This is a genomic window from Serratia nevei (genome assembly GCF_024160145.1).
Lineage (GTDB): Bacteria > Pseudomonadota > Gammaproteobacteria > Enterobacterales > Enterobacteriaceae > Serratia > Serratia nevei_A.
Genome location: NZ_JAMYWQ010000002.1, coordinates 25,224 through 44,984, shown reverse-complemented (window position 1 = coordinate 44,984; position 19,761 = coordinate 25,224). Strand labels below are relative to the sequence as shown.

Here is a 19,761-nt window from a genome sequence, read left to right as displayed (position 1 = left end):
CACTTTAATTGTGTGGTTTTTTTCGCCGCATTTCGACACATTCATAGACACACGGTTGCACAAATGCTGTGCTAATCTATTGAAGCGTACCAATTTTTCCTGCCGCTCTTCCCTCCGGCCGCCGCAGACGACGCGCCGCGCCGAAGAACCGCGCGCAGTGTCCATTTGGCGTTTTCTGAGGCGAGGTCATTATGTCCGCGATTTATGATTGGTCCGTGCTCGCATTGCGCAATGTTTACGATCGCCGGATTCAGGGCAAGCCGGTGCTCGACAGCGCCGCGCTGTTCCCCGACGCCGAACGTTTCACCGCCCAATGGCGGCAGATCCGCGAAGAGGCGCTGACCGTCGCCCACGATCTGCACAATATTCCCCGTTTTCACGAGATCATGATCCAGCAGGCGTCGATCTCCGCCAACGACGCGCGCGACTGGCGCATGTTCATCATGAAGGCCTACGGCCAGCCGATCGCCCGCAACCTGGCGCGCTGCCCGACGCTGGCGGCGCTGATCGCCTCGTCGCCGGACGTGCTGTCCGCTTCGCTCTCCTTCCTGGCGCCCGGTAAGCAGGTGCCGCCCCACCGCGGGCCGTTCCGCGGCATTCTGCGCGGCTATCTGGTGCTGGACATGCCCAAACGCGCCGACGGGGTGCCGGCAGCGGTGCTGAAAGTGGACGGCCGCGAATACCGGCTGCACGAGGGGGAGTTCATGCTGTGGGACGATACCTTCGAACACGAGGTGTGGAACGACAGCCCGCAGGTGCGCACCGTGCTGCTGCTGGACATCCGCCGCCGCGATATGCCCGGCGGGCTGCGGCTGCTCTCCAGCGCCATCATCGCCCTGGTGCGGCTGAACGTGCGCTGGATGCAGCGCCAGTTCTGAGACGAGAGTGGGTATATGATCGCAAAGCGGCCCTGCACCATCGCCGTACAAAGGCTTGTGCAAGCGGCGTCAAAACGATTTGGGCCGAAAAATCACCGCCCGGCGGTGAAAAATGCCGAAAAACAGCGCAAGATGCTCATTCCCTCAGCAAACGCACTTTTTTTGCAGTTTAGCGCTTTGACAAACCCCATGCACCCCGCTATTATTCGCCCCGTTCCAACGATTCCTCTGTAGTTCAGTCGGTAGAACGGCGGACTGTTAATCCGTATGTCACTGGTTCGAGTCCAGTCAGAGGAGCCATATTTAGAGAAGCCCGCTCAGGGAAACCCGAGCGGGCTTTTTGCTTTCTGCCATTCGTGTTTACAGCACCACCTCGTAGTGAGAGCCGTCCGGCAGTTCAACATCCAGCCGCAGTTTGCCACCGGCCGCCTCAACGTAGCGTTTTAGCGAAGACAGTTTCAGATCGCGGCCCGGTTTTTCCATCACGGCAACGGTTGGCTGCCGGATGCTCAGCGCCTGCGCCATTTCAACCTGCGTTTTCTGTACTTTTTCGCGCAGCTCGGCAAGGTGAATGTTCAGCATGATGTCCGCCGCCAGCGCCTGCGCGTTGGCCACGACCTCGGGCTTTTCATCCGCAATAAGCTGTTCCAGCGTTCTGCCCATCGCGTCACTCCTTCTCGTTTAATGTGTTCAGCCAACAGGTGAATTCCCGATCGGCAATCTGAAGCATTCGATCGTAAAAGCGTTTTTCATTGCCGGCTTTATTGCCCGCGCAAAGCACAATGCCAATACGGTACGGATCGAAAGCGAAGAATGCCCGCAACGGTTCGCCACGGCTCTGAATGCGCAACTCTTTCATATTGCTGTAACGTGAGCCTTTCACCGTATCGGCATAGGGTCTGGGCAGCCCGGGCCCCTTTTCCCGCAGGACCATCAATGCGGCAAGTACGCCGGCCCGATCGGCATCGTTGAGTGAGCTAAACCAGTCATCAAACGCATCCGTTGTTTTAATTTCCCACACGGGACCTCCCTGTAATATAGATCAACAACTATATAGATGTAAAGCTATAGCAGAGAGGTGCAGGGATGACATGCAAAGGCATGCGTTGTTACTGCAAAGCTGAACGTACATCCGAGCATTTTACAAGTACAGTGCGCGGTATTCATCTTTTTACGAGCTGTGGCGAACCATCGAGCAGAAGCACGGGGCGTTTCCCCGCCGCCCCTTTATGAACCCTGTCACAAAAAACGCATAACGTTTTCGGCGTTCTACGCAGCGGGCGATGAGCGGCGAACTTGTTAACGCCACGTTACATCGGGTTAGGCAACATTGTTAACGCCGATTAATGCGCAACATGCATCGACTCATGCGTTTATTGCGCTTATTTACTTTCTTTTCCTGAGCGAGTCTTCAGCAACAGGCGCGGCGTCAAGCGCCCATAACAAACTGGAGATAACGATGCATTCCTCTACCTCACCCATAACCACCCGGGCCAGAACCGGCGCGATACTGCGCGTCACCTCCGGCAACTTTTTAGAGCAGTTCGATTTTTTCCTGTTCGGCTTTTACGCTACCTACATCGCACACACCTTTTTCCCGGCCAGCAGCGAGTTCGCCTCGCTGATGATGACCTTCGCCGTCTTCGGCGCAGGCTTTCTGATGCGCCCGATCGGCGCCATCGTGCTGGGTGCTTACATCGATAAAGTCGGCCGCCGCAAAGGGTTGATCGTGACCCTGTCGATCATGGCCGCGGGCACTTTCCTGATCGTATTGATCCCCTCTTACCAGAGCATCGGGCTTTGGGCGCCGCTGCTGGTGCTGTGCGGGCGACTGTTGCAAGGCTTCTCGGCGGGCGCGGAGCTGGGCGGCGTGTCCGTTTATCTGGCCGAGATCGCCACGCCGGGCCGCAAGGGCTTCTACACCAGCTGGCAGTCCGGCAGCCAGCAGGTGGCGATTATGGTGGCGGCGGCCATGGGCTTCGCGCTCAATGCGGCGCTGGAAGAAAGCGCCATTCGCGAGTGGGGCTGGCGCCTTCCGTTCCTGTTCGGCTGCCTGATCGTTCCCTTCATCTTCTTCCTGCGCCGCAAGCTGGAAGAGACGCAGGAATTTACCGCCCGCCGTCACCACCTGGCGATGCGCGACGTGTTTAAAACCCTGCTGAAAAACTGGCCGGTGGTGATCGCCGGCATGCTGATGGTCGCCATGACCACCACCGCGTTTTACCTGATCACCGTCTATGCGCCGACCTTCGGCAAAAAGGTGCTGCTGCTCAGCGCCTCCGACAGCTTGCTGGTCACCCTGCTGGTGGCGATCTCCAACTTCATCTGGCTGCCCATCGGCGGCGCGCTGTCGGACCGTTTCGGCCGCAAACCGGTGCTGGTCGCCATGACGTTGCTGACGTTGGCCACCGCCTACCCGGCGCTCAGCCTGCTCGCCGCCGCCCCCAGCTTCAGCATGATGCTGGCTGTGCTACTGTGGCTGTCCTTCATTTACGGCCTCTACAACGGCGCCATGATCCCGGCCTTGACGGAGATCATGCCAACGGAAGTGCGGGTCGCCGGATTCTCGCTGGCCTACAGCCTGGCGACGGCGGTGTTCGGCGGCTTTACGCCGGTGGTCTCCACCGCGCTGATCGAATACACCGGCGACAAGGCTTCACCGGGCTACTGGATGAGCTTCGCCGCGCTGTGCGCCCTGCTGGCGACGCTGTATCTGTATCGCCGCATCGCCATGCCACTGCAAACCGCGCGCTAAGCCGCCATCGCAAAAGGAATACTGCCATGCGAAAACTCACTCGTTCGATCCTCGCCGCGCTGGTGTGCGCCTCCTGCAGTACGGCGGCGCTGGCCAAAGACGTGACCGTGATGATCTCCGGCGGCTTCAAAGCCGCGCTGGAGAAGCTGGCCCCGGAGTATGAAGCCCAAAGCGGCGACAAAATCATTCTGGTGTCCGGCCCTTCGATGGGCAAAACGCCGCAGGCGATCCCCGCGCGGCTGGCGCGCGGAGAGCAAGCCGATGTGCTGATCATGGTGGGCGACGCGCTCACCCAACTGGAAAAAGAGCGCTGGACTCAGCCGGGTTCGCGCGTGGAGCTGGCCGATTCGCCGATCGGCATGGTGGTCAAACAGGGCGCGCCCAAGCCGGTGATAAAAACGGATGCCGACCTGCGTAATGTCTTGCTGCAGGCTGACTCTTTCGCCTATTCCGACAGCGCCAGCGGCCGCTACGTCAGCGGCCAACTGTTCAAAAAGCTGGGCATCGAGGAACAGGTGAAAGGGAAAGCGCATATAATTGAGCGCATTCCGGTGGCCTCCGAAGTGGCGCAGGGGAAATACGCGCTGGGCTTCCAGCAGGTCAGCGAATTGCTTCCCGTGGCGGGCGTGACCTTTATCGGCGAGCTGCCGGAAAACGTGCAGTACATCACCCGATTCGCGGGCGCGGTGACCGCCAAGGCGGAACACCGCCGCGAAGGCAAAGCGCTGCTGGACTTCCTCGCCTCCTCCCAGGCGCAGCCGACCATTCGCGCGACCGGCATGCGAACCGTGCCCGCGCCGCAGCCGGTCAGGCAGCGTGATACCGTTCAGTAATCAGCTTTTCCAGCTCGGCGGCGACGAAAGACTGCATACGGCCGCCGCGTCTGATGAGGCCGACGGTGCGTTTCACCACCGGATCGACCAGCGGCACCGACGTCAACACCAAATGTTCTGCAGCGGGCATCGACATGGCGGGCACGGCGGCAATGCCGATGCCCGCCTCGACCATACCCAGCATGGTCGTCACATGGCGAGTTTCACACACGCTGGGGCGTTCCGGCACGATGTGTTCCAGGCGCTGATCGAGCAGATTGCGATTGCCGGAGGTTTTATCCAGCGACACGTAATCCTGTTGATAAAATTCGCGCCAAGTGAGGGCCCCTTTGCCGGCGAGCGGATGATCGCGCCGGCAGGCGGCCACGTAGACGTCCCCCACCAACGGCACAAACTCAAGATTAGGCTGCAGCCGCCCGGCGAAACAGATGCCGAAATCGGCCTGGCCGCCGGTGACCGCCTCGATGACACTGCCTGCGCTGCCGTCGATCAGCTTCACGCGCACGCGCGGATAGCGAAGCCGAAAACGGCGTATCACGTCGGGCATGAAATAGTAGGCCGCCGAAGGCACGGTGGCGACGGTGACCAGCCCCACTCGCTCCTGGCTGACCTTATCGATGTCGGCCATCACCGCTTCGAGGTTCAGCAGCAACTGCTCCGAACGCTCGGCAAAGGCCTGCCCGTACAGCGTCAGGGTCACGCGCCGGGTGGTGCGATCGAACAGTTTGCTGCCCAGCGCGTTTTCCAGCTTCTCGATCCTGCGGCTCAATGCCGACTGCGACAGGCAGATGGACTCTGCGGCCAGCCGAAAACTGCCATACTCCACCAGCGAGCGAAAGGCATAAAGATCGTTGAGATCAAAATTCACGGGCATGACGGCCTACTCTCCTTGCTGAAATGGCAGAAGACACAAAACAACGATGATAGCCGCTTATCGCGCCACGGCAACCGGCCCTCGCCCTTAGCGCCCCAACAGCACCGTTGCCCAAACCACGATGGTCATTACTACCGCCACCAGCTGCGCTGCGCCGCCCAGATCTTTCGCGCGTCTGGATAACGGATGTAATTCCAGCGAAATGCGGTCGACCACGGTTTCAATCGCCGTATTCAGCAGCTCCACCACCAACAGCAGGAAACTGCAGATGATTAATAACAGCCGCTCCATTTTTGTAATATCTAAAGCAAATGTAACAACCAGTAAAATGGCGTTAATAACCAATAATTGGCGGAACGCATCTTCGGTGAGCACCGCATCAATAACCCCGGCCCATGAGTTCCTTATGCTGTAGGTTAATCGGCTTATTCCCTTTTTCTTTTTTCCAGGCATACCCTTTGCTCTCATCAACACGACGACAACTCCCGCAAATAAATCACGCGCCGTGAATTTATCTCGGGTTTATTAATTAAAGACCTTAACCGTTCCCCTTAAGGGACAATTCATTCACTCACGCCTTGTCACCCAAAAGCGAACGGCGCCGCGCCAAACGCGCTTATTGTCCTGAGGGCGTTAGAAGACAATGCGTTATCAGCCGGTTAAAGCGTTTTCTCGTACAAGCGGTAGCGCTTATAAGGCACCGCGCCGATGCGCTCTAAAATCGTCCGCATGCCGGTATTGGTTTCCAGGATCCAGGACATTTCCAATGCGTCGATATTGCGCTTGGCGAAAGGCTCGCGCAGCGCCTCAATCAGCAGCAGCGCAATAATCGGCCCGATGCGGCTGAATTGATATTCCTGGCGCACGCCCATCAACGGCACGCGCGCGGTGCGCACGCCGCTGACCTTCAGCCGCCACAATAACTTCGCCCAGCCGAACGGCAATAACCGCCCCTGCAGATCGGCAATCGCTTCGTTAATGTTCGGCAAGCCGACGATAAAGGCGCAGGGGTCGCCATCCACCTCGGCGATATGGATCATATCGTCGGGCACCAGGAACTTCAGCTGATCCCCCATGGTGGCGAACTCGTGCTCGGTGAACGGGACAAACCCCCAGTTATGCTGCCACCCGGAGTTGAACACCTCGCGCAACACCTGCATCTCTTCGCGAAAGCGCTTGCGGTTGAGGCGACGAACGATCACCTTTTTGCGCACTTGATCCATCATCCGGGTTAACGACGGCGAAAAGTGCAGATCGGTTCTTTTCATCCAATAGGCAAGCAAATCAATCCCTTCGCTGTAGCCCTGCTGCGCTATCCGGGGCGCGTAATAAGGCTTGGCGTGCGTCATCAGCGCCGACGGCGGGGTGTCGAACCCCTCGACCAGCAGGCCGCTTTCCTGATTGATATTGAGGCTGAACGGCCCGGTGATTTTGCGCGCGCCTTTCGACCTCAACCACGCCTCTGCGGCGGTGAACAACGCGCTGAACACGGCAGGATCGTCAACGGCGTCGATCATGCCGAAGTGGCCGCTATCCTCGCCATGCCGCTCCCGGTGCAGGGCATCGATTTGTGCAGTGATGCGCCCAACGACCTTCCCCTGCTTTTTGGCCATCCACGCCTGCCATTCGATATGGTCGGTGCCGGGATTCTTCTTTGACAGATGCTCTTCGCGCTCTATATACAGCGGCTCAATCCAGTTCGGATCATCGCGAAACAGTAACGAGGGGAAAGCAATAAATTCTTTAAGTTCGCGTTTATCCAGAACTTTCTCAATACGGATCATAAATAGCCTTAGGTTTTAATAAAATAATTACATGAGCGCGCGACAACGCCTTTAGCATTTTTTATGCTGTTCTCTTTTATTTAATTGTGTATTACCTCCGATTAAACGATAAGAAAAATCGAATATTACCCTCGGTGAATCAGCGCATTAATTGCGCAGCATTCACCCTGTAATTTCGTGATTGAACGAAAAAAATGAAACCAAAAGCGGCGCCGACAGGCTACGCTAATGGCGTTATTTTATTATTTAGTGCTGTTCCGGCAAAATAAATTCACCGTTTTCAGTGTACCGACTTTAATCAGGCGGGGCACCGCCATTTTTACCACTTAATGCTCTTTTCAAGATTCGACTTAAATGAGCCATTCACTTTTTGATTTCTTGCGGCATACTGTTTAGGAAGTGTTTAAGTTCCTGGATAGCCCTGAACGAGGTCATAATCTATGAGCCGACAGTTATTTCCCGCCCGAAAGAGGCGGACTCGAGAACGGCGAAGCCGGGTCATTACAATAGCCTCCCGCTTATCTAAACAGTGCCATTCCAGGTTGATAACGCGGGTCAATCATGGGCTATACGGTTAATATCCTGCGCGTTAATCAGGCACGGAAATATACGCTGTTAGCGGAATGAAGATGGTTGAATAACACACTTATTCAAAAACCTATTCAGAGTAAAATATCAATTACCTCGCCAAGAGGCATTTATCTCTTTTGGTGAACTTTAATCTATGGCTAGTTTGTCTATGTCTGAAACCAGTTCCGTTCATTCTCTTCCCATGCGCTATGCGGATTTCCCCACTTTGGTGGACGCGTTGGATTACGCGGCGCTCGGCAAGACGGGAATGAATTTTTACGACCGGCGCAATCAACTCGTGACCGTGCTCGACTATCGCACGCTGCAGCAAAAGGCGATCGCGGGCGCGCGGCGTTTATTGTCGCTGAAACTCAAGAAAGGCGATCGCGTGGCGCTGATCGCCGAAACCAGCGCGGGATTCGTCGAAGCCTTTTTCGCCTGCCAATATGCCGGCCTGGTGGCGGTGCCGCTGGCGATCCCGATGGGCGTAGGCCAGCGCGACTCCTACACCACCAAGCTGAAGGGGCTGATCGCCAGCTGTAACCCCGCGGCAATCATCAGCAGCGAAGAGTGGACGCCGCTGATCGCCTCGGCCACGGAAAAGGCGCCGTCGCTGCACATCCTCAGCGACGCGGACTTTAACGCGTTGCCTGAGCCGGCAATCGCGCTGCCGGCGCCCTCGCCCGACGACATCGCCTATCTCCAATACACTTCGGGCAGCACCCGCTTTCCGCGCGGCGTGATCATTACCCAGCGGGCGGCCATGGCGAACCTGAACGCGATCAGTCGCGACGGGATCAAGCTGCGCGCGGGCGACCGCTGCGTCTCCTGGCTGCCCTTCTATCACGATATGGGCCTGGTCGGTTTCCTGCTGACCCCGGTGGCGACTCAGCTGTCCGTCGATTACCTGCGCACGCAAGATTTCGCCATGCGCCCGATGCAGTGGCTGAAACTGATCGCCAAGAATCGCGGCACGGTGTCCGTCGCCCCGCCGTTCGGCTACGATCTGTGCCTGCGCCGCAGCAATGCCAAAGAGCTGGCCGATCTGGATCTCTCCAGCTGGCGGGTCGCGGGCGTGGGCGCCGAGCCGATCCCGGCCGAGCTGCTCGGCCAGTTCGGCGAACACTTCCGCCGCTTCAACTTCGACAGCAGAGCCTTCATGCCGTGCTATGGGCTGGCCGAGAACACCCTGGCGGTGAGCTTTTCCGACCCTTGCTCCGGCCCGCAAACCAACGCGGTCGACCGCGATATTTTGGAGTACCAGGGTAAAGCTGCCGCGCCCGGCAAGAAGACCCGCGCCGTTTCGACCTTCGTCAACTGCGGCCGGGCCCTGCCCGGCCACCGCATCGAGATCCGCAGCGAAACCGGGCAGCCGCTGCCGGAACGCCAGGTCGGTCATATCACGATTTCCGGCCCCAGCCTGATGAACGGCTATTTCTGCGACGACGAATCCCAGCAGCAGATCCAGGTGACCGGCTGGATGGACACCGGCGATCTCGGCTACCTGCTGGACGGCTATCTGTACGTCACCGGCCGCAAGAAAGATCTGATCATCATTCGCGGCCGCAATATCTGGCCGCAGGATATCGAGTACGTCGCGGAATCTGAACCGGAAATCCGTTCCGGCGATGCGATTGCCTTCGTGACCGAAGAACACGACGAGGCCGCCAGGATCATTTTGCAAATCCAGTGCCGAGTCAGCTCGGAAGAACGCCGGGAGCAAATCGTGCATTCGCTGAGCGCGCGCATTCAAAGCGAGTTCGGCATCGCGGTGGACATCGAGCTGCTGCCGCCGCACAGCATTCCCCGTACGTCGTCGGGCAAACCCGCCCGCGCCGAGGCCAAAAAACGCTGGCTGAGCGCTTCGCTCTACCCGCAAATGCCGCAGCTGGCCGGTTTCGCGCAATGAGCGGCACCGTGGCGGTGACGGGCGCGACCGGCTTTATCGGCCGGCACATCGTCCAGGAACTGCTGGCGCAAGGATTTAGCGTGCGCGCCCTGACGCGGCAAGCCGGAAAAGCCGCCATCGACAACCTGCAGTGGATCCCCGGCGCGCTGGAAGATCGGCCCTCGCTCACCGAGCTGGTGCGCGGCGCAGAGTGCGTGGTGCACTGTGCGGGCCAGGTGCGCGGGCATGCGGAAGCGGTGTTCACCCGTTGCAACGTGACCGGCAGCCTGAATTTGATGCAGGCCGCCAGGCAGAACGGCCGCTGCCATCGCTTCCTGTTCATGTCGTCGCTGGCGGCCCGCCATCCGGCGCTGTCGTGGTACGCCCATTCAAAACAGGCCGCCGAACAGCAACTCATCGCCGCCACGGGCGATATCGCGCTGGGGATTTTCCGCCCGACGGCGGTTTACGGGCCCGGCGATAAAGAGCTGAAGCCGCTGTTCAACGGCCTGCTGCGCGGCGTACTGCCCCGGCTGGGCGCGCCTGACGCCAGGCTCTCTTTTCTGCACGTGAGCGATTTGGCCAAGGCGGTCAGCCAATGGGTACAGGCCGAACCCGCGCAGCCAAATATTTACGAACTGTGCGACGGCGTGGCCGAAGGCTATAACTGGCGGCGCCTGCGGGACATCGGCGCCGCCGTGCGGCACGGGCCGGTGCGTCTGGTAGGCATTCCGCTGCCGCTGCTGAAAGCCCTGGCGGATATCAGCGTGGTGTGGAACCGCCTGGTCAAACAGGAACCGATGCTGACGCGCAGCAAAATACGCGAATTAACCCATCATGACTGGTCCGCCAGCAATCACGCGCTGTCGCAACAGATTCATTGGTTTCCACAGGTAAGTTTGGAGCGCGCGCTGCGTGAAGGGCTGTTTTAATTATTCCAAATAGAGGTGTGTCAACGTTCTTATGCTAAATCGCGATGCTGTAATGGATTATATCCTGACGTGTCTGCAAGGTATCGTCGAAGGCGGAGTGGAAATAAAACCTGATAGCGATCTCGTCAACGATCTTGGCCTGGAATCCATCAGAGTCCTGGATCTGCTGATGATGCTGGAAGATGAATTAGATATCTCCATTCCTATCAATATATTGCTTGATGTCAGAACGCCTGAGCAACTGCTTGACGCGCTGCGCCCTTATCTGGAGAAAAGCCATGGGACTGTATGATAAGTTTGCGCGGCTCGCCAATGACCGTGAACAATTTCAAACGTCCGGTCTGAATCCGTTCGGCACCTGTATCGACGAAGTGTATTCCGCCACCCAGGGCCGCATCGGCGATCAAAAGATTGTCCTCGCCGGCACCAATAATTATCTCGGCCTGACGTTTGATGCGCAGGCGATCGCCGCCGGTCAATCGGCCCTGGCCGCGCTCGGCACCGGCACCACCGGTTCGCGCATGGCGAACGGCAGCTACGGATCGCACCTGACGCTGGAACGGGAGCTGGCGGCATTCTTCGATCGCCCCAGCGCCATCGTATTCTCCACCGGCTATACCGCCAACCTGGGCGTCATCAGTACCCTGGCGGGGCCGGGCGCCGTGGTATTGATCGACGCGGACAGCCACGCGAGCATTTACGACGCCTGCGCCCTCGGCGGCGCGGAGATTATTCGCTTCCGCCACAACGACGCCGCCGATCTGGAGCGCCGCATGGTGCGCCTGGGCGAACGGGCCCGCGAGGCGATCATTATCGTGGAAGGCATCTACAGCATGCTGGGCGACGTTGCCCCGCTGGTGGAAATCGTCGACATCAAGCGGCGACTCGGCGGCTATCTGCTGGTGGACGAAGCGCACTCCTTCGGCGTGATGGGCGAGCACGGCCGCGGCCTGGCCGAAGCGTTGGGCGTCGAGCAAGACGTGGATATCATCCTGGGCACCTTCAGCAAAAGCCTGGCTTCGATCGGCGGTTTCGCCGTCGGCGGCAAGGGGATGGACGTGCTGCGCTACAGCAGCCGGCCGTATATCTTTACCGCGTCGCCGTCGCCCTCCAGCATCGCGTCGGTGCGTACGGCGCTGCAAAAAATCGCGCGCCATCCCGAGCTGCGGGAAAAACTGTGGAGCAATGCGCACCGCCTGTACCACGGCCTCGCCGAGCTGGGGTATACCCTGGGGCCGCGCATCAGCCCGGTGGTGCCGGTGATGATCGGCTCAAAGGAAGAAGGGCTGCGTTTCTGGCGCGAGCTGATCGCCCACGGCGTGTATGTGAATCTGGTGCTGCCACCGGCCGCGCCGGCGGGCGTTACCCTGCTGCGCTGCAGCGTCAATGCCGCGCACAGCGATGAAGAAATAGACACCATCGTGCGCGCCTTTGCGGCGCTGAAAAAATAAAGCCTTTCCCTTTAGGCCGCGGCGGCGGTGCCGAAAATGGCATCGCCGCCCTGCCGAACCGATGCGCACCTCAGTGCGCAGCCGTTGATACCCCATCAGCCGAATAACGATATCCCTGCGCCGCCATAAATTCCGCGATGGCTTTTTCCGCCGCCGCAAGCACCTCCCCGATCGGCCGATCGACATCGAGATCCACGATGTCGGCGCCTTCAAACGTCAATAACGGCGTAACGGCGATCTTCTTCTCCAGCGCCGCTTTGCGATGATCGGGTTTACGCGCGCAGGCCACCGCCAGACTGACATTCAGCTTGAGCACCAGATCCGGTTTTTGCCCCGCCATCCATTGGAACGCCGCCCGCTCGCGCGCCGCCAGCCAACGGACAAACCGGCTCCCTTCAACGTCGACGGGAAATACCGTGCCGTCGTAAGCGCCGGGGATCTGCGCCTGCGGAAAACGGTCGGTCAACACGATGAACCCTTGCCGACGAAACGCCAGCATGCGGCGAAAACGCAGCAGCCGCCGCCCCACGAAAGCGATGATCACCGCCGACGGCAACAGGCCAATCCGGGATTTTTTCGTTTTGACTTTTTTGGTATTGCTCTCGATAGCCTTGCCCACCGAGCGCCCGAGCAGCGGCAATTTCGCCGCCGCGCGCCCGACGTTGCCCGCCTGTTTGCCCAGATGCACCTGTACCGCCGGGCCATAATGTTTCACATATTCGATCAGATGTTCACAAACGGTGGACTTACCCGATCCGTCGCTGCCAATAACCGCAATCAGCGGCGGAAATTTTGCATTCATAATAAGACTCTCTTTCAATACACCAGAAAAGGCGTGCCATGTTTACAGCGAAATATCACCCAACACCGCAGCAAACAGCACAAAAGATTAAGCGAGAATAGAAAACCTCTGCTCTTTTTCCGCTGCGGACCACGCCGGAAATTAACATAAAAAGCGAAACCGACCCGCGCGCGAACAATTAGCACAAAATAACAAGAACGAACGCCATGAATATCAATTCAAATAACGAACAAAATACCCACCTCATTATTTTATCGTGGCAAAGCACAATAAATATCTTGAACCCAAGGCGTATTGGAATACAATAGTTTTTTTCGCATTGGATCAATTATTGTGAGTCAGCAGATAAGACCTTCATCTGATCGCTCGCCCGTGCGCGTAATAGCGATAACCGGCTGTGACGGCTCGGGAAAATCTACCTTGGCCGCCAGTCTGGTCAACGCCTTATCGGCAAAAGAACCTGCCGAACTGCTTTATCTCGGCCAGTCTTCCGGGCGTATCGGCGAATGGATCAGTTCGCTGCCGATTATTGGCGCACCCTTCGGGAATTATTTATTGAAGAAATCGCAGCGCGTGCACGATCGCCCTTCTACGCCGCCAGATAATGCCACGGCGCTGGTGATCTTTTTACTTTCCTATTGGCGCGTTTATAAATTCCGCCGCATGCTGAAAAAAAGTCGCCGCGGCGCATTGCTGATTACCGATCGTTATCCGCAGGCCGAAGTGGCAGGGTTTCGTTTCGATGGCCCGCAGCTGGCAAAAACCGCCGGCGGCAATCGCTGGGTACGCTGGCTGAGAAAGCGCGAACAAAAGCTGTACCAATGGATGGCGTCTTATCAGCCTTTATTATTAATTCGGCTGGATATTGACGAACAAACGGCCTATTCACGCAAACCCGATCACTCGCTGGCGGCGTTGCGTGAAAAGATCGCCGTCATCCCCCACCTGACGTTTAACGGCGCTAACATACTGGATTTAGACGGCCGAGAACCGGCCAGCCATATTTTCGACGAATCGCTGCGCGCCGTTAAAATATCGCTGAGGGCCGCCAATGCCTAGCCGCCAAATAACCTTTTCGTACCGAAACAGATGAAAAAAAATAAACTCACTGCCGAACAGCACGCCACTTCCACCTGCATTAGCGGGCTGATTGCCGTGGTGGGCAGCGACGGCACCGGCAAGTCCACGCTGACCACCGATCTGGTGAAAAACCTGCAGCAGCATCGCCCCACGCAGCGGCGCTATTTAGGGCTGATCTCCGGCGAAGACGGCGACAAAATCAAGAAATTGCCGTTCATCGGCGTGTGGCTGGAACGGCGCCTGGCGGCCAAATCCGATAAAACCCAGCGCATGAGCAACAGGCCGCCGGCGCTGTGGGCGGCGCTGATCATGTACGGCTTTTCGCTGTGGCGCGCATCCAACCTGCGCAAGGTGCGGCGGCTGGCGCAGAGCGGCGTGCTGGTGATCAGCGATCGCTACCCGCAGGCGGAAATTTCAGGTTTTTACTACGACGGGCCCGGTATCGGCGTGGAACGTGCAAAAGGCTGGCTATTGCGCCGCCTGGCGGCGCGCGAACGCCGTTTATATCAACGCATGGCCATCTACCGGCCGGCGCTGATCATTCGCCTCGATATCGACGTCGATACGGCGTTTTCCCGCAAGCCCGATCACAGCTATGAAGAGCTGAAAGACAAGATCTCCGCCATGGTGCGCCTGCAATACAACGGCGCGCGCATCATCGAGCTGGACGCCAGAGCCCCTTACGACGAGGTGCTGAGCAACGCGCTCAACGCCATTGCCGCCGTGGTGAACCCCGCGAAGCGCCCACGGAGCGACATCGGGCAACCCGGCGAAGAAAATCAGGTTTATTAGACGCATACAGGGCAAGCGCATGACAGCGGAACACAAGATGCAGCAAAACAACGACAACGGCTGGTTTGGGTTATGAAACGGTGGTTTTCCGATGGCGCGTTTCGCTCCATTTTACGTAATGCCGCCTACTTAGGCTCCGGCAGCGTGGCCAGCGCGCTGCTTGGCCTGCTGGCGCTCTCCTGCGCCGGTAAAGGCATGTCGCCTGAAATGTTCGGCGTGCTGGTGGTGATCCAGGCCTATACCAAAGCGGTCAGCGATTTCATCAAATTCCAGACCTGGCAGTTTGTGGTGCAATTCGGTACCCCGGCGCTGGAGCATCAAAACACCGGGCGCTTCCGCGACGTCGTCGCCTTCTCCTTCGGGCTGGATATCGCCAGCGGCGTCATCGCCGTGCTGGGCGGCATGATCATGCTGCCGTTCTTGTCCCACGCCCTGGGGCTGGACAGCGAAAGTTTCTGGCTCGCCATGCTGTACTGCACCCTGATCCCGTCGATGACCTCGTCCACGCCGACCGGCGTGCTGCGCGCCTTCAACCGCTTCGATCTCATCGCCATCCAGCAGGCGATCAAGCCGTTCCTCCAGGCGGTGGGCAGCGTCATCTCCTATTATTTCGATCTGGGATTCCCCGGCTTTATCGTCACCTGGTACGCCTCAAACCTGATCGGCGGCACGCTGTTTTGGTGGTTCACCGCGCGCGAGCTGCGCCGCCGCGCTATCCCCGGCGCGCTGAGGCCACGGCTGTTCAACGTCGCGCGCCGCATCGAGGGTGCCTGGAACTTCGTCTGGACCACCAACATCGCCCATACCATCTGGGCCGCACGCAACTCCTGCACCACCGTGCTGGTGGGCGTGGTGCTCGGGCCGGCCGCCGCCGGGCTGTTCAAGATCGCCATGACCTTCTTCGATGCGACGGGCACCCCGGCCAAGCTGCTGGAGAAAAGCTTCTATCCCGAGATCATGCGCCTGGATCCGCGCACCAAGACCCCGTGGCTGCTGGGCCTGCGCTCCTCGCTGCTGGCCGGCGGCATCGGCCTGGCCGTCGCGGTGTTGATGCTGCTGGTGGGCAAGCCGCTCATTTCCGCCGTCTTCGGGCAGCAATACCTGGCAGCCTATGACCTGATTCAAATCATGCTGGGCGCGATCATCGTTTCCATGATGGGCTTCCCGCAGGAATCCTTACTGTTTATGGCAGGCAAGCAGCGCGCCTTCCTGATCGCGCAGGCGACGGCCTCGGCGGCCTACATTGCGCTGCTGGTGTCGATGGCATATGCCTTCGGCGTGCAGGGCGCCGCCTTCGCTTATTTACTGGGGCAATGTTTAGACGTTCTGTTATCCCTGATACCGACGATCGGCGCCTACCGCAATCGCTTTATGTTGGGGCTGAATGTGCCCAAAGAGAGTAATTAATGACCGCTAACGATAATTGGAAGAAGTTCTCCACCGAAACCACCCAGGCGCTGTTTGTCGCGGTGGAAGAGGATGACCTGGTTGAGGCAAATATCAGCCTGCCGCAGCAGATTGATTTGCAGTGTTCCCCCGAGAGCATTCGGGACAACTACGCGCTGTGCCTGCAGTTTTGGGAAGACGGCTTTTCCCGCCGCGAGCTGCTGCAATTGGTGAACGGTTTCCTGCAAGACCCGCAGTTGGCGGCGGCCACCCGCATGCGCTACAAATATATCCGCGCCCGCTATAAGCACCTGCGCTTCGCCCAGCAGCTGTACGGCGCGCCCCACCGCGCCAACCGCCTGTTCCACACCACCACCGTGGTGCTCGGCCATTTTCAGGATGCGTTTCGCAACGGCAACCAGAAGAACCTGACGCTGTACGGCAACCTGCTGCGGCTGCTGCTCAGCAAGCCGGTGTGGTCGTCCGTGCGCTATGGGCTGCGCCACACCCGGCTGGAAAGCGCACAGGGCTTTATCACCTACCGCCAGGAGCAAATGCGCCAGCTGCAGACGCTGATCGCCGGCCCGGCGCTGACCGGGCACCAGTTCCACGACGTGCGCAAAATCGTCAGCCGCCAGGTGTCGTTTTACGACACGCTAAGATCGATCGATCCCGACAACCGCGAAGCCCGGCAGATCTCGCGCTTCCTGGCGGCGATTAACGGCCTGATGGGCGACCGGCATGACGTGATGGTGGCGGACAAGCTGGCCGGCGGTGATAGCTATGAGCGGCCGGCGATCCTGGATATCGACATCCGCCAGCGCCTGGAGCTGCTGCTGGCGCGCTTTCCGCTGTCGTTTTCCCCGCCGGCCATCGCGGCGGGCAGATAACCGGGTTGCGCGGAGCCATGATGACGTTACGCCGCTTGCTGCCCCTTGCGCTGCTGCTGTCGCCGCTGGCGGCATCCGCGCATAACTTCGTGCCTGGCCGGCCGGTGGCGCCGATCGCCATCGCCGATCGCGGCGAGCTGCTGCTGCGCAACGGCGATTTCAGCTACCGGCCGTGGAACAGTGCAAAGCTGGCGGGCAAGGTGCGGGTGATCCAGTACATCGCCGGGCGCACCTCCGCCAAAAAGAAGAACTCGCGGCTGATCAACGCCGTCAAGGACGCAAACCTGCCGGGCGATCGCTTCCAGCCCACCACCATCGTCAACACCGACGACGCGATACCGGGCTCCGGCTTCTTCGTGCGCGGCAAGATCGAGAAAAACAAGCGGCATTACCCCTGGGCGCAGTTCATCGTCGACAGCGACGGGCTGGGGCGCATGGCCTGGCGGCTGCCGGAAGAGAGCTCCACCATCGTGGTGCTGGACCAGGCCGCGCGCGTGCAGTGGGCGAAGGACGGCGCACTCACCCCGCAGGAGGTTGACCAGGTGATCGCCCTGCTGCGCACCCTGATCGACCGGGAGACGCCATGAAATGCACGCCGCCGGGAGCCGATGACGCATGTCTTTAATTGAACGCTATATCACGGTTGAGATCCGCCGCCTGGTGATGACGATCGCCGGGTTTCTGATCTTCATGTTCGCCAGCTACTCCGCCCAGCGCTACCTGACCGATGCCGCCAACGGCACGCTGGCGCTGCGGGTGGTGGCCGAGGTGGTTTTCTATAAATCGCTGATCGCGCTGGAGATGATATTGCCCGTCGCGCTGTATGTCTCGGTGGCGGTGGCGCTGAGCCAGCTGTACAGCGATGCGGAGATCACCGCCATGCTGGCCGCCGGGGCCAGCCCGCTGCGGTTGTACAAGGCGGTGCTGATACTGGCCGTGCCGCTGGCGATAGCGGTCACGCTGCTGTCGCTATATGGCAGGCCCTGGGCGTACGCCAATATTTATCAGCTGCAGCAACAGTCGCAGTCTGTGCTGGACGTGAGCCACCTGCAGGCCGACAAATTCAACGTCAGCGGCAACGGCCGCATGATCCTCGCCAGTCACGTCGACAAAACGGCCAACCACCTGACAGACGCGCTGATTTATGTGCGCGGCGGCCATCACACCAACCTGTACCGCGCGCAGTCGGTGGAGGTGCTCGACGCCTCCCCCGCCAGCCCCGCCGTGCGGCTGAAAACCGGCACCGCCTATGTGCTGGATCGCCAGGGCACCGACGACAACGGGCAGAACTACGACAACTTTGATATCGCGCTCAAGCCGTTCGTGCCCAGCGCCGAGAGCCGGCACAAATCGGCCTCGCCGGCGGAGCTGGCGCGCTCTGCCGATCCAGGTGACGCCGCCGAACTGCAATGGCGCGAAAGCCGCGGGCTGACCACCGTGCTGATGGTGCTGCTGGCGATCCCCTTTAGCCGCATCAAGCCGCGGCAGGGGCGCTACGCCGCGCTGCTGCCCCTGACGGTGCTGTTTACCGTGATTTTCTATGGCGGCAACATTTGCCGCACGCTGGTGGCCAACGGCTCTGTGCCAACGATCCCCGGCGTTTGGCTGGTGCCGATAGCCATGACTGTCGGCATCGCCCTGCTGCTGGCGCGCGACTTATCCCTGCTGCGGAAACCCTCCCGATGACTATTTTTAGCCGTTACCTGATCCGCAACGTGTTCATCGGCTTCGCCGCCGCGGCCGGGCTGCTCATCCCGCTGTTCACCACCTTCACGCTGATCAACGAGCTGGAGGACGTGACCCCGGGCGGCTACCGCTGGCAGCAGGCGCTGCTGGTGACCGTGCTGACCCTGCCGCGCAGCCTGGTCGATCTGGGGCCGTTTATCGCGCTGCTCGGCGGTATCGTCGGGCTGGGACAGCTTTCCAAGAGCCTGGAACTGACCGCGATCCGCGCCGCCGGGATGTCGATATTCCGCATCGCGCTGGTGATGCTCGCCGCCGGGCTGCTGATGAACCTCTCACTCGTCGCCCTCGATGAGTGGGCCGCCTCGCCGCTGCAGCAGCGCGCGCTGCAGATGAAGAACAACGCCCTGGCGCAGTCGAACGATAACGACGTCACCGTTAACCCGCTGTGGGCGCGGCACGGCAACGAGTTTGTTACGGTCAAAACCGTCGATGAGAACGACCAGCCCCACGGCATTGAGATCTTCCGTTATCGGGCCAACCGCGCGCTGGAATCTTACCTCTACGCCGACAGCGCCAGCACCGCCGCCGACGGCAGCTGGCTGCTGCACAACGTGATGCAGAAACGCTGGCAAGGCGGAAAGGAGACGATTGAGCGGCAAAGCAGCCTGCCGTGGCGCTCGCTGTTCGCCGTGCCGAGCCTGAAAGAGCTGACCCTGCCGGCGGGTAGCTTCTCGCTCCAACAGCTGGATCGCTATATCGATTACCTGCAAGGCTCGGGGCAGCCCAGCACCGAATACCGCCTGGCGCTGTGGAAAAAACTCGGCCAGCCCCTGCTGGTGCTGGCGATGATTCTATTGGCCATCCCGTTTACCTTCACCGCCCCGCGCGCGCCCGGCATGGGCAGCCGGTTAGCGCTCGGCGCGATCGTCGGGCTGCTGACCTACATCGCTTATCAGATCGTCCTCAACCTGGGGTTGCTGTTCGCCCTCAACGCGCCCTTCACCGCCCTCGCCCCGCCGCTTTTGATCCTGGCGCTGGCGTTGGCGCTGGTTTATCGGTTTGATCGGGGTTAGGGGATAAACGGAACTCTGCTTGAATAGTGACTGCTCTGCTTCCATCAAGAGGCAGGCACTAGGCTGAATGGCAACCACCATCCGCCC

General features: G+C 59.6%; 20 protein-coding genes and 1 tRNA gene. 15 read left to right on the top strand and 6 right to left on the bottom strand.

Annotated features, from left to right (window positions below):
• The first annotated feature begins 191 nt into the window (after positions 1-191).
• Both M6G53_RS02105 and M6G53_RS02100 read left to right on the top strand, forming a co-directional pair.
• A complete protein-coding gene (locus tag M6G53_RS02105; protein ID WP_164040450.1) occupies positions 192-878 on the top strand; it encodes an aspartyl/asparaginyl beta-hydroxylase domain-containing protein in 687 nt (228 codons plus the stop codon).
• Positions 879-1,102: 224 nt separating this feature from the next.
• Positions 1,103-1,178: transfer RNA gene (locus M6G53_RS02100), tRNA-Asn, on the top strand.
• Positions 1,179-1,238: 60 nt separating this feature from the next.
• On the opposite strand, the gene proR is transcribed toward M6G53_RS02100, so the two are convergent.
• Entirely contained in the window at positions 1,239-1,541 is a 303-nt protein-coding gene (proR, locus tag M6G53_RS02095) for a transcriptional regulator ProR (protein WP_253328558.1), read from the bottom strand.
• 4 nt (positions 1,542-1,545) lie between these two features.
• Positions 1,546-1,899 (bottom strand): type II toxin-antitoxin system RelE/ParE family toxin, encoded by a 354-nt coding sequence (locus M6G53_RS02090; protein ID WP_126180618.1) that lies wholly within the window; start codon positions 1,897-1,899, stop codon positions 1,546-1,548.
• 438 nt (positions 1,900-2,337) lie between these two features.
• On the opposite strand from M6G53_RS02090, the gene M6G53_RS02085 reads away from it, so the two are divergent.
• Together M6G53_RS02085 and M6G53_RS02080 are read left to right on the top strand one after the other, a co-directional pair.
• Positions 2,338-3,633: an MFS transporter gene (locus M6G53_RS02085; RefSeq protein ID WP_253328557.1), complete on the top strand. Its 1,296-nt coding sequence runs from the start codon at positions 2,338-2,340 to the stop codon at positions 3,631-3,633.
• A gap of 26 nt (positions 3,634-3,659) precedes the next feature.
• Positions 3,660-4,466, top strand: a complete 807-nt coding sequence (locus M6G53_RS02080; protein WP_253328556.1) for a substrate-binding domain-containing protein — start codon at positions 3,660-3,662, stop codon at positions 4,464-4,466.
• Here the strand turns inward: M6G53_RS02080 and psrA are convergent.
• The 3 genes from psrA to M6G53_RS02065 form a co-directional block, all read right to left on the bottom strand.
• A complete protein-coding gene (gene psrA, locus M6G53_RS02075) occupies positions 4,441-5,340 on the bottom strand; it encodes an L-proline-binding transcription factor PsrA (RefSeq protein ID WP_253328555.1) in 900 nt (299 codons plus the stop codon). The genes M6G53_RS02080 and psrA overlap by 26 nt on opposite strands.
• A gap of 87 nt (positions 5,341-5,427) precedes the next feature.
• Positions 5,428-5,808 (bottom strand): diacylglycerol kinase, encoded by a 381-nt coding sequence (locus M6G53_RS02070; protein ID WP_253328922.1) that lies wholly within the window; start codon positions 5,806-5,808, stop codon positions 5,428-5,430.
• Positions 5,809-5,999: 191 nt separating this feature from the next.
• Complete coding sequence (locus tag M6G53_RS02065) at positions 6,000-7,124, bottom strand: N-acetyltransferase (RefSeq protein WP_253328554.1); 1,125 nt, start codon at positions 7,122-7,124, stop codon at positions 6,000-6,002.
• A gap of 739 nt (positions 7,125-7,863) precedes the next feature.
• Here M6G53_RS02065 and M6G53_RS02060 point away from each other — a divergent pair.
• From M6G53_RS02060 to spt, 4 genes are read left to right on the top strand one after another with little or no spacing between them, the layout of a single operon-like run.
• Entirely contained in the window at positions 7,864-9,603 is a 1,740-nt protein-coding gene (locus tag M6G53_RS02060; RefSeq protein ID WP_253328553.1) for a fatty acyl-AMP ligase, read from the top strand.
• Positions 9,600-10,514 carry an NAD-dependent epimerase/dehydratase family protein gene (locus M6G53_RS02055; RefSeq protein WP_253328552.1) on the top strand — a complete coding sequence of 305 codons (915 nt, stop codon included), beginning with the start codon at positions 9,600-9,602 and terminating at the stop codon, positions 10,512-10,514. The genes M6G53_RS02060 and M6G53_RS02055 overlap by 4 nt, the downstream gene beginning before the upstream one ends.
• 31 nt (positions 10,515-10,545) lie before the next feature.
• Positions 10,546-10,806: an acyl carrier protein gene (locus tag M6G53_RS02050; protein WP_019453571.1), complete on the top strand. Its 261-nt coding sequence runs from the start codon at positions 10,546-10,548 to the stop codon at positions 10,804-10,806.
• The gene (spt, locus tag M6G53_RS02045; protein WP_253328551.1) at positions 10,793-11,965 is read left to right on the top strand and encodes a serine palmitoyltransferase; all 1,173 of its coding nucleotides are present in this window, start codon (positions 10,793-10,795) and stop codon (positions 11,963-11,965) included. Before M6G53_RS02050 ends, spt begins: the two co-directional genes overlap by 14 nt.
• Positions 11,966-12,035: 70 nt before the next feature.
• On the opposite strand, the gene M6G53_RS02040 is transcribed toward spt, so the two are convergent.
• The gene (locus tag M6G53_RS02040; RefSeq protein ID WP_253328550.1) at positions 12,036-12,767 is read right to left on the bottom strand and encodes a nucleoside/nucleotide kinase family protein; all 732 of its coding nucleotides are present in this window, start codon (positions 12,765-12,767) and stop codon (positions 12,036-12,038) included.
• A gap of 333 nt (positions 12,768-13,100) precedes the next feature.
• On the opposite strand from M6G53_RS02040, the gene M6G53_RS02035 reads away from it, so the two are divergent.
• The 7 genes from M6G53_RS02035 (at position 13,101) to lptG (ending at position 19,674) form a co-directional block, all read left to right on the top strand.
• The gene (locus M6G53_RS02035) at positions 13,101-13,826 is read left to right on the top strand and encodes a nucleoside/nucleotide kinase family protein (protein ID WP_253328549.1); all 726 of its coding nucleotides are present in this window, start codon (positions 13,101-13,103) and stop codon (positions 13,824-13,826) included.
• 30 nt (positions 13,827-13,856) lie between these two features.
• Positions 13,857-14,639 (top strand): nucleoside/nucleotide kinase family protein, encoded by a 783-nt coding sequence (locus M6G53_RS02030; protein ID WP_253328548.1) that lies wholly within the window; start codon positions 13,857-13,859, stop codon positions 14,637-14,639.
• A gap of 72 nt (positions 14,640-14,711) precedes the next feature.
• Complete coding sequence (locus M6G53_RS02025) at positions 14,712-16,046, top strand: lipopolysaccharide biosynthesis protein (protein ID WP_253328547.1); 1,335 nt, start codon at positions 14,712-14,714, stop codon at positions 16,044-16,046.
• Positions 16,046-16,915 (top strand): hypothetical protein, encoded by an 870-nt coding sequence (locus M6G53_RS02020; protein WP_253328546.1) that lies wholly within the window; start codon positions 16,046-16,048, stop codon positions 16,913-16,915. The genes M6G53_RS02025 and M6G53_RS02020 overlap by 1 nt, the downstream gene beginning before the upstream one ends.
• A 20-nt stretch (positions 16,916-16,935) precedes the next feature.
• Entirely contained in the window at positions 16,936-17,502 is a 567-nt protein-coding gene (locus M6G53_RS02015; RefSeq protein WP_253328920.1) for a YtfJ family protein, read from the top strand.
• A gap of 28 nt (positions 17,503-17,530) precedes the next feature.
• Complete coding sequence (gene lptF, locus M6G53_RS02010; protein ID WP_253328545.1) at positions 17,531-18,601, top strand: LPS export ABC transporter permease LptF; 1,071 nt, start codon at positions 17,531-17,533, stop codon at positions 18,599-18,601.
• A complete protein-coding gene (gene lptG, locus M6G53_RS02005) occupies positions 18,598-19,674 on the top strand; it encodes an LPS export ABC transporter permease LptG (RefSeq protein WP_253328544.1) in 1,077 nt (358 codons plus the stop codon). The genes lptF and lptG overlap by 4 nt, the downstream gene beginning before the upstream one ends.
• Positions 19,675-19,761: the final 87 nt, after the last annotated feature.

Excerpts from the sequence above, each read along its gene's own strand:
- M6G53_RS02105 (WP_164040450.1), top strand. The coding sequence starts at position 192 with ATGTCCGCGATTTATGATTGGTCCGTGCTCGCATTGCGCAATGTTTAC.
- proR (WP_253328558.1), bottom strand. The coding sequence starts at position 1,541 with ATGGGCAGAACGCTGGAACAGCTTATTGCGGATGAAAAGCCCGAGGTC.
- M6G53_RS02085 (WP_253328557.1), top strand. The coding sequence starts at position 2,338 with ATGCATTCCTCTACCTCACCCATAACCACCCGGGCCAGAACCGGCGCG.
- M6G53_RS02080 (WP_253328556.1), top strand. The coding sequence starts at position 3,660 with ATGCGAAAACTCACTCGTTCGATCCTCGCCGCGCTGGTGTGCGCCTCC.
- psrA (WP_253328555.1), bottom strand. The coding sequence starts at position 5,340 with ATGCCCGTGAATTTTGATCTCAACGATCTTTATGCCTTTCGCTCGCTG.
- M6G53_RS02070 (WP_253328922.1), bottom strand. The coding sequence starts at position 5,808 with ATGAGAGCAAAGGGTATGCCTGGAAAAAAGAAAAAGGGAATAAGCCGA.
- M6G53_RS02065 (WP_253328554.1), bottom strand. The coding sequence starts at position 7,124 with ATGATCCGTATTGAGAAAGTTCTGGATAAACGCGAACTTAAAGAATTT.
- M6G53_RS02060 (WP_253328553.1), top strand. The coding sequence starts at position 7,864 with ATGTCTGAAACCAGTTCCGTTCATTCTCTTCCCATGCGCTATGCGGAT.
- M6G53_RS02055 (WP_253328552.1), top strand. The coding sequence starts at position 9,600 with ATGAGCGGCACCGTGGCGGTGACGGGCGCGACCGGCTTTATCGGCCGG.
- M6G53_RS02050 (WP_019453571.1), top strand. The coding sequence starts at position 10,546 with ATGCTAAATCGCGATGCTGTAATGGATTATATCCTGACGTGTCTGCAA.
- spt (WP_253328551.1), top strand. The coding sequence starts at position 10,793 with ATGGGACTGTATGATAAGTTTGCGCGGCTCGCCAATGACCGTGAACAA.
- M6G53_RS02040 (WP_253328550.1), bottom strand. The coding sequence starts at position 12,767 with ATGAATGCAAAATTTCCGCCGCTGATTGCGGTTATTGGCAGCGACGGA.
- M6G53_RS02030 (WP_253328548.1), top strand. The coding sequence starts at position 13,857 with ATGAAAAAAAATAAACTCACTGCCGAACAGCACGCCACTTCCACCTGC.
- M6G53_RS02025 (WP_253328547.1), top strand. The coding sequence starts at position 14,712 with ATGAAACGGTGGTTTTCCGATGGCGCGTTTCGCTCCATTTTACGTAAT.
- M6G53_RS02020 (WP_253328546.1), top strand. The coding sequence starts at position 16,046 with ATGACCGCTAACGATAATTGGAAGAAGTTCTCCACCGAAACCACCCAG.
- M6G53_RS02015 (WP_253328920.1), top strand. The coding sequence starts at position 16,936 with ATGACGTTACGCCGCTTGCTGCCCCTTGCGCTGCTGCTGTCGCCGCTG.
- lptF (WP_253328545.1), top strand. The coding sequence starts at position 17,531 with ATGTCTTTAATTGAACGCTATATCACGGTTGAGATCCGCCGCCTGGTG.
- lptG (WP_253328544.1), top strand. The coding sequence starts at position 18,598 with ATGACTATTTTTAGCCGTTACCTGATCCGCAACGTGTTCATCGGCTTC.